At 60.7% G+C, this 15,550-nt stretch carries 13 protein-coding genes; 10 read left to right on the forward strand and 3 right to left on the reverse strand.

Annotated features, from left to right (window positions below):
• Window positions 1-11 precede the first annotated feature (11 nt).
• From KSS96_RS08825 to KSS96_RS08840, 4 genes are all read left to right on the forward strand, one after another.
• Window positions 12-2,006, forward strand: coding sequence for a polysaccharide biosynthesis protein (locus KSS96_RS08825; protein WP_017526585.1), 1,995 nt, complete (start codon window positions 12-14; stop codon window positions 2,004-2,006).
• A gap of 110 nt (window positions 2,007-2,116) precedes the next feature.
• The gene (locus KSS96_RS08830; protein ID WP_017526584.1) at window positions 2,117-2,449 is read left to right on the forward strand and encodes a ComEA family DNA-binding protein; all 333 of its coding nucleotides are present in this window, start codon (window positions 2,117-2,119) and stop codon (window positions 2,447-2,449) included.
• 333 nt (window positions 2,450-2,782) lie between these two features.
• Entirely contained in the window at window positions 2,783-3,427 is a 645-nt protein-coding gene (locus KSS96_RS08835; protein ID WP_217856010.1) for a GntR family transcriptional regulator, read from the forward strand.
• Window positions 3,428-3,442: 15 nt separating this feature from the next.
• Window positions 3,443-4,291, forward strand: a complete 849-nt coding sequence (locus KSS96_RS08840; protein WP_217856012.1) for an urea carboxylase-associated family protein — start codon at window positions 3,443-3,445, stop codon at window positions 4,289-4,291.
• 6 nt (window positions 4,292-4,297) lie between these two features.
• On the opposite strand, the gene KSS96_RS08845 is transcribed toward KSS96_RS08840, so the two are convergent.
• Together KSS96_RS08845 and eat are read right to left on the reverse strand one after the other, a co-directional pair.
• Entirely contained in the window at window positions 4,298-4,465 is a 168-nt protein-coding gene (locus tag KSS96_RS08845) for a DUF2897 family protein (RefSeq protein WP_003172675.1), read from the reverse strand.
• A gap of 110 nt (window positions 4,466-4,575) precedes the next feature.
• On the reverse strand, window positions 4,576-5,940 hold the full coding sequence (gene eat / locus KSS96_RS08850) for an ethanolamine permease (RefSeq protein WP_017526581.1): 1,365 nt from the start codon (window positions 5,938-5,940) through the stop codon (window positions 4,576-4,578).
• A 411-nt stretch (window positions 5,941-6,351) separates the two neighbouring features.
• Here eat and kdpF point away from each other — a divergent pair, with 411 nt between their 5' ends.
• The 6 genes from kdpF to KSS96_RS08880 all read left to right on the forward strand — a co-directional run bounded on the left by kdpF (window position 6,352) and on the right by KSS96_RS08880 (window position 14,311).
• Window positions 6,352-6,441 carry a K(+)-transporting ATPase subunit F gene (gene kdpF, locus KSS96_RS08855; protein WP_003218754.1) on the forward strand — a complete coding sequence of 30 codons (90 nt, stop codon included), beginning with the start codon at window positions 6,352-6,354 and terminating at the stop codon, window positions 6,439-6,441.
• A gap of 9 nt (window positions 6,442-6,450) precedes the next feature.
• Window positions 6,451-8,145: a potassium-transporting ATPase subunit KdpA gene (gene kdpA, locus KSS96_RS08860; RefSeq protein WP_017526580.1), complete on the forward strand. Its 1,695-nt coding sequence runs from the start codon at window positions 6,451-6,453 to the stop codon at window positions 8,143-8,145.
• A gap of 14 nt (window positions 8,146-8,159) precedes the next feature.
• Entirely contained in the window at window positions 8,160-10,217 is a 2,058-nt protein-coding gene (gene kdpB / locus KSS96_RS08865) for a potassium-transporting ATPase subunit KdpB (protein ID WP_439653347.1), read from the forward strand.
• A 75-nt stretch (window positions 10,218-10,292) separates the two neighbouring features.
• Window positions 10,293-10,838, forward strand: coding sequence for a potassium-transporting ATPase subunit KdpC (gene kdpC / locus KSS96_RS08870; RefSeq protein WP_065876995.1), 546 nt, complete (start codon window positions 10,293-10,295; stop codon window positions 10,836-10,838).
• Window positions 10,839-10,932: 94 nt separating this feature from the next.
• A complete protein-coding gene (locus KSS96_RS08875; protein ID WP_217856017.1) occupies window positions 10,933-13,584 on the forward strand; it encodes a DUF4118 domain-containing protein in 2,652 nt (883 codons plus the stop codon).
• Between the two features lie 37 nt (window positions 13,585-13,621).
• On the forward strand, window positions 13,622-14,311 hold the full coding sequence (locus KSS96_RS08880) for a response regulator (RefSeq protein WP_017526576.1): 690 nt from the start codon (window positions 13,622-13,624) through the stop codon (window positions 14,309-14,311).
• Between the two features lie 39 nt (window positions 14,312-14,350).
• Here the strand turns inward: KSS96_RS08880 and KSS96_RS08885 are convergent, their stop codons facing one another.
• Window positions 14,351-15,388 carry a patatin-like phospholipase family protein gene (locus KSS96_RS08885; RefSeq protein WP_017526575.1) on the reverse strand — a complete coding sequence of 346 codons (1,038 nt, stop codon included), beginning with the start codon at window positions 15,386-15,388 and terminating at the stop codon, window positions 14,351-14,353.
• Window positions 15,389-15,550 lie beyond the last annotated feature (162 nt).

Genomic DNA, 15,550 nt, shown 5'->3' on the forward strand with positions numbered 1-15,550 from the left:
TTGAAAACGCTATGGATAAGTTAAGGGCCTACTTGGTCGCTTTGCCTAGACGAAAAAAACGACTGATTCAGGTCGGCACGGATGTGTTTGTCGTTTGGGCTGCCTTATGGCTTGCTTTCGTTGTACGCCTGGGCATCGATGAATTGGCCAACCCGGTTCGTCTTCACCTCTGGTTGTTCATTGCCGCTCCAGTGATTTCAATTCCGCTGTTCATTCGCTTTGGTATGTACCGTGCTGTGATGCGCTACTTCGGCAACGACGCATTGATCGCGATTATCAAGGCGGTCAGCTTGTCTTCGCTCATTCTTGGCGTGGTGGTTTACTGGTACAGCAACCATCAAAATGTGGTTCCGCGCTCCATTATTTTCAACTACTGGTGGCTCAGTCTGATCATGGTAGGCGGCGTGCGACTTGGCATGCGCCAATACTTCTTGGGTGATTGGTTTTCCGCTGCGCAACATGTGCCGTTTACTAATCGTGAGGATGGGCTGCCGCGCGTCGCCATCTACGGCGCAGGCGCTGCCGGCAATCAATTGGTAGCCGCCTTGCGAATGGGGCGTGTTATGCGGCCGGTGGCTTTTATTGATGATGATTCTAGTATTTCCGAGCGCGTTATTTCCGGGCTGCAAGTGTATAAGCCCAAGCACATTCAACGCATGATCGATGCCACGGGGGCGCAGGAAATACTGCTGGCTATTCCATCCTCCAACCGCGGTCGCCGCCGTGAAATCCTCGGGTTTCTTGAAGGTTTCCCTCTGCATGTGCGCAGTGTTCCCGGCTTCATGGACTTGGCCAGTGGCAGGGTGAAGGTCGACGATATCCAGGAAGTCGATATTGCAGACCTTTTGGGTCGGGACACGGTGCCAGCCCAGCACGAATTGCTCGAACGCTGTATCAAAGGGCAGAACGTGATGGTAACGGGTGCGGGTGGGTCAATTGGTTCAGAACTGTGCCGGCAGATTCTTCCACTGCGCCCTAAATCGCTGCTGCTGTTCGAACACAGTGAGTTCAATTTATACAGCATCCTTTGCGAACTCGAAGAGCGTATTAACCGCGAGTCGCTACCGGTCAAAATTTTACCCATCCTGGGTTCGGTGCGTAACCAATCCAAGTTGCTCGATGTCATGAAAGCCTGGCACATCAGCACTGTTTATCACGCTGCCGCGTACAAACATGTGCCGATGGTGGAGCACAACATCGCCGAAGGCGTGTTGAATAATGTCATGGGCACACTGAATACGGCGCAAGCCGCATTGCAGACGGGCGTCGCCAATTTCGTGCTGATCTCTACCGATAAGGCGGTCCGCCCGACCAATGTGATGGGCAGTACGAAGCGCCTCGCCGAACTGACGCTGCAAGCCCTTAGTCGAGAGGTAGCCCCCGTATTGTTTGGCGACAATTCAAACGTCTCGCGCGTTAACAAGACCCGATTCACCATGGTGCGTTTCGGCAATGTCCTTGGCTCCTCTGGCTCGGTGATTCCGCTGTTCCACAGGCAAATCAAGTCGGGTGGCCCGGTGACCGTCACTCACCCGAAAATCACCCGCTACTTCATGACTATTCCGGAAGCTGCGCAGTTGGTAATTCAGGCCGGTTCCATGGGCTTGGGCGGCGACGTATTCGTGCTAGACATGGGCGAGCCGGTGAAGATTGTCGAGCTCGCTGAGAAGATGATTCATTTGTCGGGCCTCAGTGTGCGCTCTGATAAAAACCCTCATGGCGATATCGCCATCGAGTTTTCAGGACTGCGCCCCGGTGAAAAGCTTTACGAAGAATTACTTATCGGCGACAACGTAGTTGCAACTCAGCACCCGATGATCATGAGCGCCAATGAAGATCATCTGGCTTGGGATCTTCTCAAAGGTAAGTTGAACGAACTGTTGGGGGCCTTGGATCAGGACGATTACTCCCGTGTTCGACAGCTGCTGCGCGACACGGTAAGTGGCTATTCGCCGGATGGTGAAATCGTCGATCTTATTTTTCAACAGCGCCGTTTGGAGCCTTAAGCTCACACTCTGTAACGCCTGGGTTTTTGACTCCTTCCAGACATCGCCTAAGTTTGAAAAGCAGCTTCGGAAAGCTGCTTCTCTTCTACCGATGTCATGGAGCGTCACCAATGCAAAATACCTACATCTCTTCCCTGATCTTTGCCGTCGTCACCGCGTTTTCGGTTGCGACCACCGCAGCCCCTTCCATCAAACCCGAAGCCCCAGCCCCTGTCTCGGCGCAGATGAGCCAGGCCGAGCAATCCGCCAAAGTCAATCTCAACGCCGCTGATGCCGAAACCCTGCGTCGCGACCTGTTCGGTATTGGTGCCGCCAAAGCCAAGGCAATCATCGCTTACCGCGAAAGTAACGGCCCGTTTACGGCGGTGGACGAGTTACTGGAAGTAAAAGGCATCGGTAAAGCGTTGCTGGAAAAGAACCGCGAAAGGCTTGTTGTCAATTAAGTAAAGGGGGCCGGTCGTTGGCCGGCCTTTTTGCCATTTCGAAACCTGTGCCTTAGCTCTTCCCCGCAGCCTGTTCATGACGCGGTTCGCCAATTTTGCGTTTTCCACTTCTCGCCAACCCCAATGCGACCATCAGGGTCGACATTGTCGCCAAGCGCTTTTGCTCACATCCATTCCCTGATGCCGTTTTACATAGCCGTTAGAAAAAAACATAGCGCAGCCTCGGTTACAGACTCGCAAGTTAACCACTCTGTATTTCCCCTCGTGCGCCGGCCTTGGCATGAAAAGTGATTACATCTACCCGAAAGATTGTTCAACAATCCCGAGGTAGCCATGACGCTCAGTTTGTCTTTAGCCGACCAGATAGCTCTGGAGTTGCGCGCCGATATCATCGGTGGGCGGCTGTTGCCGGGTATGGCGTTGGTGGAGGTGGAATTGGTCAAGGCCTATAACGCGTCGCGCAATACCATCCGGGAAGCCTTGCATCGCCTGGGGCAGGAAGGGCTGACCCGCTATGTGCGCAATAAGGGGGTGGTGGTCCGACGATTGGAGCGCGCAGAGGTGCGGGATTTATTCGTCGTCCGTCGCACCCTTGAATTGCAGGCCATAGCCCTGAGCGGTGCGCTTACCCTGCAGCAATCGGAGTGCATGCAAAACGCGATTGACGCCACCACCCTGGCTCGCGAACGTGAAGATTGGCGAGCCGTGGCGACTCACAGTTTGCTGTTCCATCAGCAGATTGTGGGGTTGATGCGCAGCCCGTTGTTCGATGAGTTTTTCGCCCAAGTCATCGCGCAACTGCGCCTGGTGTTTTGCGCGGCGCCTGATGAGCAGCGTTTTCAATCGCCCTGGCTGGAGCGTGACCGTGAGATTTATCAATTATTGGTCCAGCAAGACAAGCCGGCGGCAGGGGAGGCGATGAGCGTGTACCTGGATGATTCGGAACGCCTGTCATTGGCCCTGTTTTCCTATCCCTGATCGAGGACTTGCACCATGTACAAAGACTATCCGGCCGCTTATCAGGTCAGTAAGGGTTCAGCGCTACAGGTCGACACTGCGTTTTATGAGCGTATTCGTGATCGGGCGGATAAACGTACGTTGATCGAGCAGTTCGAGGTACCGATTCGAACGGGCAAAGCGTGGAAGGTGCCGGCAGGGCATGTGTTTCGTGTGACCACGCCGGTGGGGCCGCAGGTGGGGGATTTTAACGTGTGGAATGCCCATGATCCGCGCGAGCGTCTGTGGGCGGCGCGTACTCGCCAGTTGCAGGGGGCGCATGTCAGCACCCATGATCGGCTGTGGTCGAACCTGCCATTTTTGCGGCCTCTGGTAACCATTACCGATGACAGCCTGGCCAGTTACGGCATCGATGAACACGGCGGGCGCCTGCACGATTTGCTGGGCACGCGTTGCGATCCCTATGTGAACCGCATGTTGACCGGTGAGGACTTCCATCACCATTGCCATTCGAACCTGACCCGTGCGGTATTACCCCACGGTCTGACAGAGTTTGATGTGCATGACGTGCTGAATATCTTCCAATGTACGGGCCTGAATCACGACGACATGTATTTCATGAAGGCGTGCCCGGCGCAGAAGGGCGATTACCTGGAGTTTTTTGCCGAGATAGATGTGTTGTGCGCGCTGTCGACGTGCCCGGGTGGGGATTTGTCGCTGCCCATGTGGGGGCCGGATGCACAGGACCCGCTGACGGTCTGCCGTCCGCTTGGGGTTGAGATCTATAAGCTGGAGAATGAACTATTGAGCGGCTGGAGCCAGCCGGAGCGTGCTGCCTATAAGGGGCAGCACGGGTTGCATATCGCCAAGGCGGACTGGGAGTAAGCAGCCCTAGCGATCCTGCGCATCCTTGGCATCCGCCTGGGCGTTGCGCTCGGCTACGCGTTTGCGTTGTTCGTCGGTGAGTTCCACCTTGTTGGCGCTGTCACGCAGCATCATCAGCCCACCGACGATCGACCCGATCGCAACCACCATAATCAACCACGCATACCACGGCATAAGGCTCTCCTTGAGGCAGCTTGCCGTGGGAGAATTTTCCCACGGCAATAGCTGCTTTGAGTAACGGGCTTTCTGAGTAGTTCAGTGTAGGCCCGTTCTGCCTCGAAACCTTAGAGCCCGGTCAACATTGCGTCCACCGGTGCATCGGCACGGTCCTGCGCGGTCAGTTGGAAATAGATAAAACCCACCGCCATAAAGCCCAGGAAGATCAGGCCGATCAGCGTGTTGAACCAGGCCATCGCCACCAGGCACACCACCGCCAGTACCAGCGCAATGCCGGGCACGATTGGATAACCCGGTGCGCGGAAGGTGCGTTCCAGCAGCGGTTCGGTCTTACGCAGTTTGAACAGGCTGAGCATGCTCATGATGTACATCACGATGGCGCCGAAGACGGCCATGGTGATCATCGCCGCGGTCAGGGTCATGCCGCCCAGGTTGATCAGGCCGTCGCTGTAGATGGCGGCAATACCGACGACACCACCGGCGATGATGGCGCGATGGGGCGTCTGAAAACGCGACAGTTTGGCGAGGAAAGACGGTAGATAACCGGCGCGAGCCAGGGCAAAGAACTGGCGCGAGTAGCCAAGGATAATCCCGTGGAAGCTGGCCACCAGGCCAAACAGGCCGATCCACACCAGCATGTGCAACCAGCCGGAGCTGTCGCCCACCACGGTTTTCATCGCCTGTGGCAGCGGGTCGTTGATGTTCGACAGGGTGCGCCAGTCACCCACGCCGCCGGCGAAGAACATCACGCCCATGGCCAGGATCACCAGGGTGAGGATGCCGCTGATGTAGGCCTTTGGAATGGTGCGCTTCGGATCTTTCGCTTCCTCGGCGGCCATGGCCGCGCCTTCGATGGCGAGGAAGAACCAGATGGCAAACGGAATTGCCGCAAACATCCCGGCAATCGCCGGGGCGCCAAACGTGTCGGAACCGGCCCAGCCGTTCAGTGCGAAATTGCTGAAGCTGAAGGCTGGCGCGACTACACCCATGAACACCAACAGCTCGGCCACGGCGAGCACGCACACCACCAGTTCGAAGGTGGCGGCGAGTTTCACGCCGAGGATGTTCAGGCCCATGAACACGATGTAGGCGCCGACGGCCGCGTGTTTCGGGTCCAGCGCCGGAAACTGCACGTTCAGATAAGCGCCGATGGCCAACGCGATAGCGGGTGGGGCGAAGACGAATTCGATTAAAGTGGCGAGCCCCGCAATCAAGCCGCCTTTCTCACCAAAGGCGCGGCGGCTGTAGGCAAACGGGCCGCCTGCATGGGGAATTGCGGTGGTCAGCTCGGTGAAACTGAAGATAAAGCAGGTGTACATCGCGGCGACCATCAACGAGGTCACCAGAAAGCCCAAGGTCCCGGCCACGCCCCAGCCGTAGCTCCAGCCGAAATACTCCCCGGAAATCACCAGCCCGACGGCAATGCCCCATAAGTGCAGGGTGCCCAAGGTGGGTTTGAGTTGTGTGTTCATTGTGCTGCGCTCCCGGAACGGTTTGGAATGATTCAAGGTGTTGCAGCGGCCATGCCAGCCTGAGAATCATTGTCGTAAAGCGACGCAACTGTCGCCTGGGGGACGGTTTGGCGTTTGAAATTTCTCGGCGTTGCACCAGAGGGGTGCGGCGGTGACTGTGCCGGCGCTATCGGGAGCAAGCTCCCTCCCACATGTTGACCGGATACATCCTTGGAATACGGTTCAATGTGGGAAGGGGCTTGCTCCCGATAACGCCCGCCCAAACGCCGAATACCCCGGCGTAAACCCCGCATAAACCCACTCTTTACGCCATCTTTACGCCCCGCCTACCCCCATGCTCTCGTTCCTTTACGCCACTCCTGCGGACAATTGCCCCACACGCGGCACTCGCCGCTAAACGGAGAGACTTCCATGAGCGTTCTGGACGGGGTGTCACTGCTATTGGCCGTGGCGCTGTTCATTTATCTGCTGGTTGCGCTGTTACGCGCGGATCGGAACTAGGAGCGGGCTATGCACAGTTATGACTATTGGCTGATCATCGCCTTCTTTGCCGTGGTGCTGGTGCCGGCGCCGTTCCTGGGGCGGTTCTATTACAAGGTGATGGAAGGCCAGCGCACGTGGCTCAGCCCGCTGCTGGGGCCTGTCGAGCGGGCCTGTTATCGCCTGGCCGGCGTGGACGCGCAGCAGGAACAAAGCTGGCGCAAATACATGTTGGCGTTGCTCGCGTTCAACCTTGCGGGCTTTTTGCTGCTGTTCGCGATTTTGCTGTTCCAGGGATCTCTCCCACTGAACCCGCAGAAATTGCCGGGCCAGGAATGGACGCTGGCCTTCAACACCGCAGTCAGTTTCATGACCAACACTAACTGGCAGAACTACAGCGGCGAAGCGTCCCTGAGTTACCTCAGCCAGATGGCCGGCCTGACCGTGCAGAACTTCGTCAGTGCAGCCACTGGTCTGGCAGTCCTGGTCGCGTTATGCCGTGGGATTGGTCGCAAATCTTCTCAGACTCTCGGTAACTTCTGGGTCGATATGACCCGCGCCACCCTCTACGGGCTGTTGCCGTTGTGCCTGGTGCTGGCACTGTTCCTGGTGTGGCAGGGCGTACCGCAGACCTTCGCCCATTACGTCGATGCCGTGACGATGCAAGGCGTGGATCAGGTGATCCCGCTGGGCCCGGCGGCCAGTCAGATCGCGATCAAGCAACTGGGTACCAACGGTGGTGGCTTCTTCGGCGTCAACTCGGCGCACCCGTTTGAAGACCCTACCGCCTGGGCCAATCTGTTTGAAGTGGCGTCGATCATCCTGATCCCGGTGGCATTGGTGTTCACCTTCGGCCACTACGTCAAAGACTTGCGCCAGAGCCGCGCCATTCTGGGCTGCATGCTCGCGCTGTTCCTGATCGGCGGCGCGACGTCACTGTGGGCTGAGTACCAGCCCAACCCGAGCCTGAACAACCCGGCCGTGGAGCAAACCGCGCCGCTGGAAGGCAAGGAAGCGCGCTTCGGCACCACCGGCACGGTGCTCTGGTCGGTGACCACCACGGCGGCGTCCAACGGTTCGGTCAACGGCATGCAAGACAGCCTGAGCCCGCTCAGCGGAATGGTGGCGCTGGTCAATATGATGGTCGGCGAAGTGATCTTCGGCGGCGTCGGCGCCGGTATGTACGGCATGTTGCTCAACGTGTTGATCGCCGTGTTCCTCGCCGGCCTGATGATCGGGCGTACGCCGGAATACCTCGGCAAGAAGCTCCAGGCCAAGGAAGTGCAACTGCTCGTCGTGACCTTGTTGGTGATGCCGGTTGGCGTGCTCGTGCTCGGTGCCATTGCTGCCAGCCTGCCAGGCCCAGCCGGTGCCATCAGCAACCCTGGCCCCCATGGCTTCAGCCAACTGCTCTACGCCTACACCTCAGCCAGTGCCAACAACGGCTCGGCGTTTGCTGGCTTCAGCGCCAACACGCCGTTCCATAACCTGATGCTCGGCCTGGGCATGTTGATCGGTCGCTTTGGCTACATCCTCCCGGTACTGGCCCTGGCCGGCAGCCTGGCGATGAAAAAGAGCGCACCGATTGGCCAGAACAGCTTCCCCACCCACGGACCGCTGTTCGTGACCCTGTTGACCGTGACCATTTTGCTGGTGGGCGGCCTGACTTTCCTGCCGACGCTGGCGTTGGGCCCTATTGCTGAACACCTGAGCATGGGCTTCTAAGAGGGGATATGAAGATGAATATGCCTGCAAAAAACGCGGCCCCGACCAATACTCAGGCGCCTGCCAAAACCGCCATTTCCGCGCTGTGGCGCCCGGCGCTGATCCAGGCGTTCGTCAAACTGGACCCGCGCCAGTTGCAACGCTCACCGGTGATGCTGGTGGTTGAGCTGACCGCGATCCTCACGACCGTGCTGTGCTTTGTGCCTGATACCGCCGTGCCCACGTTTGTCGCCGTACAAATCGCCGTGTGGCTGTGGTTCACCGTGCTGTTCGCCAACTTCGCCGAAGCCTTGGCCGAAGGCCGTGGCAAGGCCCGCGCCGACAGCCTCAAGGCCGGCAGCGAGGGCCTCAGTGCACGGCGCAAGGAGGCCGACGGCAGTTTCAAGGTGGTGCCGGCCACCAGCCTGCGCAAAGGCGATGTGGTGCGTGTTGCCGCTGGGGAGATGATCCCCGGTGACGGCGAGGTCATCGAAGGCATCGCGGCGGTCAACGAAGCGGCGATCACCGGCGAGTCCGCCCCGGTAATCCGCGAGTCCGGCGGTGACCGTTCGGCCGTCACCGGCAATACACGCCTGGTCTCGGACTGGCTGCTGATCCGCATCACCGCCAACCCGGGCGAGTCGACCCTGGACCGCATGATCGCGTTGGTGGAAGGCGCCAAACGCCAGAAAACCCCCAACGAAGTTGCGCTGGATATTCTGCTGATCGGTCTGACGCTGATCTTTTTGTTGGTGGTCGTCACCCTGCAGCCGTTCGCCCACTTCGCCAATGGCAGCTTGCCGCTGGTGTTCCTGGTCGCACTGCTGGTGACGCTGATTCCGACGACCATTGGCGGCTTGTTGTCGGCCATCGGCATCGCCGGTATGGACCGCCTGGTGCGCCTCAATGTGATCGCCAAGTCCGGCCGGGCGGTGGAAGCGGCGGGGGACGTGCATGTGCTGCTGCTGGACAAAACCGGCACCATCACCTTTGGTAACCGTCGCTGTGCGGCGGTGGTGGCGGCGCCTGGCGTCAGCGCTCGCGAAGTGGCCGAAGGCGCGCTCTTTGCGTCCCTGGCGGACGACACGGCGGAAGGTAAATCCATCGTCGAGTACCTGCGCGCCTTGCATCCCCAGGCTGAGCCATCCGTCGATGAACTGACGGCCGTGCCGTTCAGCGCTGAAACCCGGTTGTCCGGTGTCGATTACCAGGGCCGTGTGTTCCGTAAGGGCGCGGTGGATTCGCTGCTGGCATTCATAGGCCAGCAGCGCAGTGAGCTGCCACCGGCGTTGTCGCGGGAAATCGACAAAATCGCCCAAAGCGGGGGCACGCCGTTGCTGGTGTGCGCCGATGGCAAATTGCTGGGTGCGATTCATCTGAAGGACGTGGTCAAGCCCGGCATCCGTGAACGCTTCGCCGAGCTGCGCAAACTGGGCATCCGCACCGTGATGGTGACCGGCGACAACCCCTTGACCGCCGCCGCGATTGCCGCAGAAGCAGGCGTGGATGACGTACTGGCCGAAGCCACCCCAGAGAAAAAACTCGCGCGTATTCGCCATGAGCAGAACGACGGTCGCCTGGTCGCCATGTGCGGTGACGGCGCCAACGACGCGCCGGCGCTGGCCCAGGCCGACGTGGGCATGGCGATGAACGATGGCACCCAGGCCGCCCGCGAAGCCGCCAACATGGTCGACCTCGACAGCGATCCCACCAAGCTCTTGGATGTGGTGCAGATCGGCAAGGAGTTGCTGGTGACCCGTGGCGCGCTGACCACGTTTTCCATCGCTAACGACGTGGCCAAATACTTCGCGATCCTGCCGGCGCTGTTTGCCGCGATCTACCCGCAGTTGGGCGTGCTCAACGTGATGCATCTGCAGAGCCCGCAAAGCGCGATCCTTTCGGCCATCGTGTTCAACGCGCTGATCATCGTGGTGCTGATTCCCCTGGCGCTGCGTGGCGTGCGGGTGCAGGCGGCGAGTGCGGCGGCGTTGCTGCGGCGCAACCTGCTGATCTACGGCCTGGGCGGGCTGCTGGTGCCGTTCGTGGGCATCAAGGCCATCGACATGCTGTTGACCGCGTTGCACCTGGTGTAACCCGAACGGTGCTTATGTGGCGAGGGAGCACACTCGCTCGCCACAGGGTTTCTCGACTCAATTGAGGATTTGAATATGTCCAACATCATCCGTCCGGCCCTGAGCCTGCTGGTGCTCATGACCCTGGTCACCGGCGTCGCCTACCCTCTGGTGGTGACCGGCGTCGCTCAGGTCGCTTTTCCCGACCAGGCCAATGGCAGCCTGGTGCGCGATGCCAGTGGCAAAGTGCGCGGCTCCAGCCTGATCGCCCAGGACTTTAGCGGTGACAGCTGGTTCCACCCGCGTCCTTCGGCCGGCGCCTTTGCGACGGTTTCCAGCAGTGCCAGTAACCTCGGCCCGAGCAACCCGGCGCTGGCCACCCGCGTGTTCGACGACGCCAACAAACAGCAGGTGCCCGGCCAGGGCCCGGTGCCTTTAGCCTCGCTGACTACCTCCGGCAGCGGTCTTGATCCACACTTGCCACCCGAGGCGATTGCCTATCAACTGGCGCGGGTGGCGGCGGCGCGGAATCTGCCGGTGTCGACCTTGCAACGGCTGTTGGATGAGCACACCGAAAGCCCGTTGGTGGGCCCGCCGGTGGTGAATGTACTGGCACTGAACATGGCCCTGGAAAAACTCTGAACCCTTGTGGGAGGGGCGGTGCGACGATTCGACTCGCTCCCACATTTTGATCGTGATTGAACTGACGATATCAACACCTGAAGGAACCCCACGCATGAGCGACTCCGGCCGCGCCGACGCCCTGTTAGCCGACTTACCCCGCAACGGCCGTGGCCGGCTCAAGGTCTTCCTCGGCGCCGCGCCCGGCGTGGGCAAGACCTACGCCATGCTTCAGGCCGCCCACACTCAACTGCGCCAGGGCGTGAAGCTGATCGCCGGCGTCGTCGAAACCCACGGCCGCGCCGAGACCGAGGCCCTGCTCAGCGGTCTGCCGCAGCAACCGTTGCTGCGCAGCGAGTACCGTGGCGTGATGCTCGAAGAAATGGATCTCGACGGCCTGCTCGCCGCCAAGCCCAAGCTGGTACTGGTGGATGAACTGGCCCACAGCAATGCTCCCGGCAGCCGCCATGAAAAGCGCTGGCAAGACATTCAGGAACTGCTCGCCGCCGGTATCAACGTGTTCACCACGGTCAACGTCCAGCATCTGGAAAGCCTCAACGACCAGGTGCGCGGCATCACTGGCGTGCAAGTGCGTGAAACCTTGCCCGACTGGGTGCTGCAAGAGGCCGATGAACTGCTGCTGATCGACCTGCCTTCGCGCGAGCTGCTGGAGCGCCTGCGTGATGGCAAGGTGTATGTGCCGGAACAGGCGCGTGCCGCCATCGACGCGTTTTTCACCCAGACCAACCTGATGGCCTTGCGCGAGCTGGCGATGCAGACCGCCGCGGCCCATGTCGACGACGACTTGGCCCAGGGTTATCGCCAACTTGGCCAGGCCGCCCCGGCGGTACGCGGCCGTTTGCTGGTGGGCGTGGATGGCGACGCGCAGGCCGAACGCCTGGTGCGGCATGCCAGCCGTGTGGCGCAGCGTCGGCACCTGCCGTGGAGCCTGGTGCATATCGATAACGGCCGTGCGCGGGATGAGCAGTCGCGCCTGCGCTTGCAAAACGCTCAGCAACTGGCCGAGCGCCTGGGTGGGGAGGTGGTGTTGCTACGGGCGGGGGAGGTGGCCAAGACGCTTATCCAGCACGCCCTCGAACGTCGCGCCAGTCTGTTGTTGGTGGGGCAGTCGCGAATGCGTTGGCATCGTCGCCTGTTTGGTGGCGGCCTGGCGTCGCGCCTGCTGCGCAATGCCCGAAGCCTGGAAATCAACGTGCTCGACAGCGACGACACGCCGGCATCGCCACGCTTGCCCGAGGTGCGTGGGTTGGTGTGGTTCGATTACGCCCTGGCGGTGGTTGCCACCGTCGTGGCCGCTGCGATGGCGTGGGCGGTGTCCAGTGTGTTGCCGCTGCCGAATATCTCGCTGGTGTTTCTCGCCGCCGTGCTGCTGGTCGCGGTGCGCAGCAGCCTGGGACCGTCCCTGGTGTGTGCGGCGTTGTCATTTCTCACGTACGATTTTCTGTTTATTCCGCCGAATTTTTCCTTCGCCATCCAGCGCGAAGAAGATGTGCTGACCCTGCTGTTTTTCCTGCTGATGGCGGCGCTCACCGGCAACCTCGCCGCCCGCCAGCGCCGACAACTGCAAGCCTTGCGAGACACACAGGAAGAAACCAGCGAACTGCTCGACCTGTCGCGCAAACTCACCGCCGCCACCGATCGTCAGGCGGTGGTCAGCGCGGCGGCCCATCACCTGGAGGGCTGGAGCGACCTGGACCTGTGCCTGCTCAATCGCGATGGTCAGGGTGGCTGGAAGATCGAGACGGGCGGCCCGCTGACCCTCAGCGAATCTGAACGCGCTGCCGCCGACTGGGCCTGGCAGCATGATCAACCCGCTGGCATGGGCACTGGCACCTTGCCGTTTGGGCGCTGGTGGTGGTGGCCGTTGTCAGGTGAAGAAGGCCCGTTGGGCTTGCTCGGTGTCAGCGCCAAACCAGGGCTGGAACTGAGCGGCCAACGTCGGCGTTTGCTCACGGCTTTGAGCCAGCCGCTGGCTCAGGCGCTGGCCCGGGCTCAATTGGCGCAGGAACTGGAGTCCGCGCGCTTGCACGGCGAAACCGAGCAGCTGCGCAGCGCCTTGCTCGCCTCTGTGTCCCATGATTTACGCACGCCGTTGACGTCCATGCGCGGCAGCATCGACAGCCTGCTGGCGCTGGGGGAGGCCATCCCCTTGGAGGATCGCCGCGAGTTGCTCGAAGGCACCCGCGACGAGGCCGAGCGCCTCGACCGCTATATCCAGAACTTGCTGGACATGACCCGCCTGGGGCACGGCGCGCTGAAGCTGGCGCGCGATTGGGTGTCGCCCGGCGATATCGTCGGCAGCGCCCTCGGCCGCTTGCGCGCGGTGCTGGCGCCGTTGCAGGTAAGCACCGACGTGCCGCCCGAGTTGCCGTTGTTGTACGTGCATGCGGCGCTGATCGAGCAGGCCCTGGTGAATGTGCTGGAAAACGCCGCTCGTTTTTCGCCGCCCCAGGGCCGTTTGAAATTGAGCGCGGGGGTGTTGGATAACCAGCTGTTTTTCGCCGTGGCCGATGAGGGGCCTGGGATTCCCGAGGACGAGCGCGTGAAGATTTTCGATATGTTCTACACCGCTGCGCGCGGCGATCGAGGCGGGCAGGGCACGGGCCTGGGCCTGGCGATTTGCCAGGGCATGGTCGGCGCACACGGTGGGCACATCAGCGTGGCCGATGGCATCGAAGGGCGCGGTACCTGCATCACGCTGTTCCTGCCGTTACCGACACAGCCTGGCCTGGAGCGCGACTCGTGAGCTACCCTCTTTGCACCTCGTATTTTGATTGGACACCATGAGCCAGACCGCGACGATTTTGGTCATTGATGACGAACCGCAGATCCGCAAATTCTTGCGCATCAGCCTGGCCTCCCAGGGCTACAAAGTGATCGAGGCCGGTACCGGTAACGAAGGCCTGGCCCAGGCAGCATTGAACAAACCGGACCTGCTGGTGCTCGACCTCGGGCTGCCGGACATGGACGGCCAGCAGGTGCTACGTGAGTTTCGCGAATGGTCGACGGTGCCGGTGCTGGTATTGTCGGTGCGCGCCAGCGAAGGGCAGAAAGTCGAAGCCCTCGACGGTGGCGCCAACGATTACGTGACCAAACCGTTTGGCATCCAGGAGTTCCTCGCTCGGGTGCGCGCATTGCTGCGCCAGGCGCCAGCGGGGGAGGCGCAGGAAGCGGCGTTGAATTTTGGCCCGTTGACGGTGGACCTGGCCTATCGCCGCGTGTTGCTGGACGGTGCCGAAGTGGCGCTGACCCGCAAGGAATATGCAGTGCTGGCGCAGCTGGCGCGGCATGCGGGACGGGTGATTACGCAGCAGCAACTGCTCAAGGATATCTGGGGCCCTACCCATACCGAAGACAGCCACTACTTGCGTATCGTGGTGGGCCATCTACGCCAGAAGCTGGCGGATGACCCCACTCAGCCACGGTTTATCGTGACCGAGGCGGGGGTGGGGTATCGGTTGCTCAGTGCTTGAGCCTGATGCATTTCGTTGTCTGAACCGCCGCTATCGCGTTCAAGGCTGCTCACTCTCATATCGATCCAATGTGTCACTGGCAATCTCCCGCCCCAGGGCGATCAATTCCGGCGCCTTGTAGAACTCGAAGAACCGGCACACCCGCTTCGGCACGTTGATCAACACATCGGGCGGGTAGCCCGCGATCTTGTACTGGGCCAGCGACGTTTGCATCACTTCGAAACTCTGGTTGATCAGGTCCAGCAGCGACGCCGGCCCCACGTTGTCGATGATGAACGACCCGGTGGCCGACTTCGGCGCGCCGGGTTTTTCCGGCGCGGCGGCGGGTTGCTGGGATTCGGGTTCGGCCGATTCCAGCCACGGGTTGATCTCGGCGGCCTGGGCGTGCAGGGCTTCCTGCTCGAGTTTCATCAACTGCTCGGCTTGCTTGCGACGAAACGGCAGGTGCGAACCCAATGACTTGGCCAGGCTGTTAAAGCGACTCTTGAACGCGGGCGGGCGTTGGATCACCGGCAACTGGTAGTGCTTCTGGTTAGTGGCGTTGAGGTTGACCGCAATGATCAAGTCGCAGTGGCTCGACACCACCGGCACGATCGGCAACGGGTTGAGCAGGCCGCCGTCCACCAGCATGCGGTTGCCCTGCATTACCGGGGTGAACAGGCTGGGGATCGCCGCCGAAGCGCGCATGGCCTGATGCAGGCAGCCTTCCTGGAACCAGATCTCCTGCTGGTTGGTGAGGTCGGTGGCCACGGCAGTGTAGGGAATGCGCAGCTCTTCGATATTGATATCGCCGACGATCTTGCGGATCTGCCCGAAGACTTTCTCGCCGCGAATTGCGCCCAGGCGAAAACTCACGTCCACCAGGCGCAGTACGTCCAGGTAATCGAGGCTTTCAATCCAGCGGCGGTATTCATCCAGCTTGCCGGCGGCGTAAATCCCGCCTACCACGGCGCCCATGGAACAGCCAGCGATGCAGGCGATATCGTAGCCGCGCCGTTCGATCTCTTCGATCACTCCGATATGGGCGTAGCCCCGGGCGCCGCCGGAGCCCAGCACCAAGGCAACACGTTTCTTCATGGTCCATGTCCTTTATCGGCAGGTGCCCACAATGCACCTATTGAGGGGGCGGCTTCAATCTTCGCTGAGCTGCGCAATATTTTTCCAGAAAAACCACTAGGCTCGGGTATGCTCTGGCAATAGGTACTACCGATTTCAGGCTATGGACAAGGCACTTTTTGT

The sequence above is a fragment of the Pseudomonas asgharzadehiana genome, from assembly GCF_019139815.1.
Taxonomy (GTDB): Bacteria; Pseudomonadota; Gammaproteobacteria; order Pseudomonadales; family Pseudomonadaceae; genus Aquipseudomonas; species Aquipseudomonas asgharzadehiana.

What these genes read in the sequence shown, in the direction of transcription:
- KSS96_RS08825 (WP_017526585.1), top strand. Translation starts at nt 12, where the DNA reads ATGGATAAGTTAAGGGCCTACTTGGTCGCTTTGCCTAGACGAAAAAAA.
- KSS96_RS08830 (WP_017526584.1), top strand. Translation starts at nt 2,117, where the DNA reads ATGCAAAATACCTACATCTCTTCCCTGATCTTTGCCGTCGTCACCGCG.
- KSS96_RS08835 (WP_217856010.1), top strand. Translation starts at nt 2,783, where the DNA reads ATGACGCTCAGTTTGTCTTTAGCCGACCAGATAGCTCTGGAGTTGCGC.
- KSS96_RS08840 (WP_217856012.1), top strand. Translation starts at nt 3,443, where the DNA reads ATGTACAAAGACTATCCGGCCGCTTATCAGGTCAGTAAGGGTTCAGCG.
- KSS96_RS08845 (WP_003172675.1), bottom strand. Translation starts at nt 4,465, where the DNA reads ATGCCGTGGTATGCGTGGTTGATTATGGTGGTTGCGATCGGGTCGATC.
- eat (WP_017526581.1), bottom strand. Translation starts at nt 5,940, where the DNA reads ATGAACACACAACTCAAACCCACCTTGGGCACCCTGCACTTATGGGGC.
- kdpF (WP_003218754.1), top strand. Translation starts at nt 6,352, where the DNA reads ATGAGCGTTCTGGACGGGGTGTCACTGCTATTGGCCGTGGCGCTGTTC.
- kdpA (WP_017526580.1), top strand. Translation starts at nt 6,451, where the DNA reads ATGCACAGTTATGACTATTGGCTGATCATCGCCTTCTTTGCCGTGGTG.
- kdpB (WP_439653347.1), top strand. Translation starts at nt 8,160, where the DNA reads ATGAATATGCCTGCAAAAAACGCGGCCCCGACCAATACTCAGGCGCCT.
- kdpC (WP_065876995.1), top strand. Translation starts at nt 10,293, where the DNA reads ATGTCCAACATCATCCGTCCGGCCCTGAGCCTGCTGGTGCTCATGACC.
- KSS96_RS08875 (WP_217856017.1), top strand. Translation starts at nt 10,933, where the DNA reads ATGAGCGACTCCGGCCGCGCCGACGCCCTGTTAGCCGACTTACCCCGC.
- KSS96_RS08880 (WP_017526576.1), top strand. Translation starts at nt 13,622, where the DNA reads ATGAGCCAGACCGCGACGATTTTGGTCATTGATGACGAACCGCAGATC.
- KSS96_RS08885 (WP_017526575.1), bottom strand. Translation starts at nt 15,388, where the DNA reads ATGAAGAAACGTGTTGCCTTGGTGCTGGGCTCCGGCGGCGCCCGGGGC.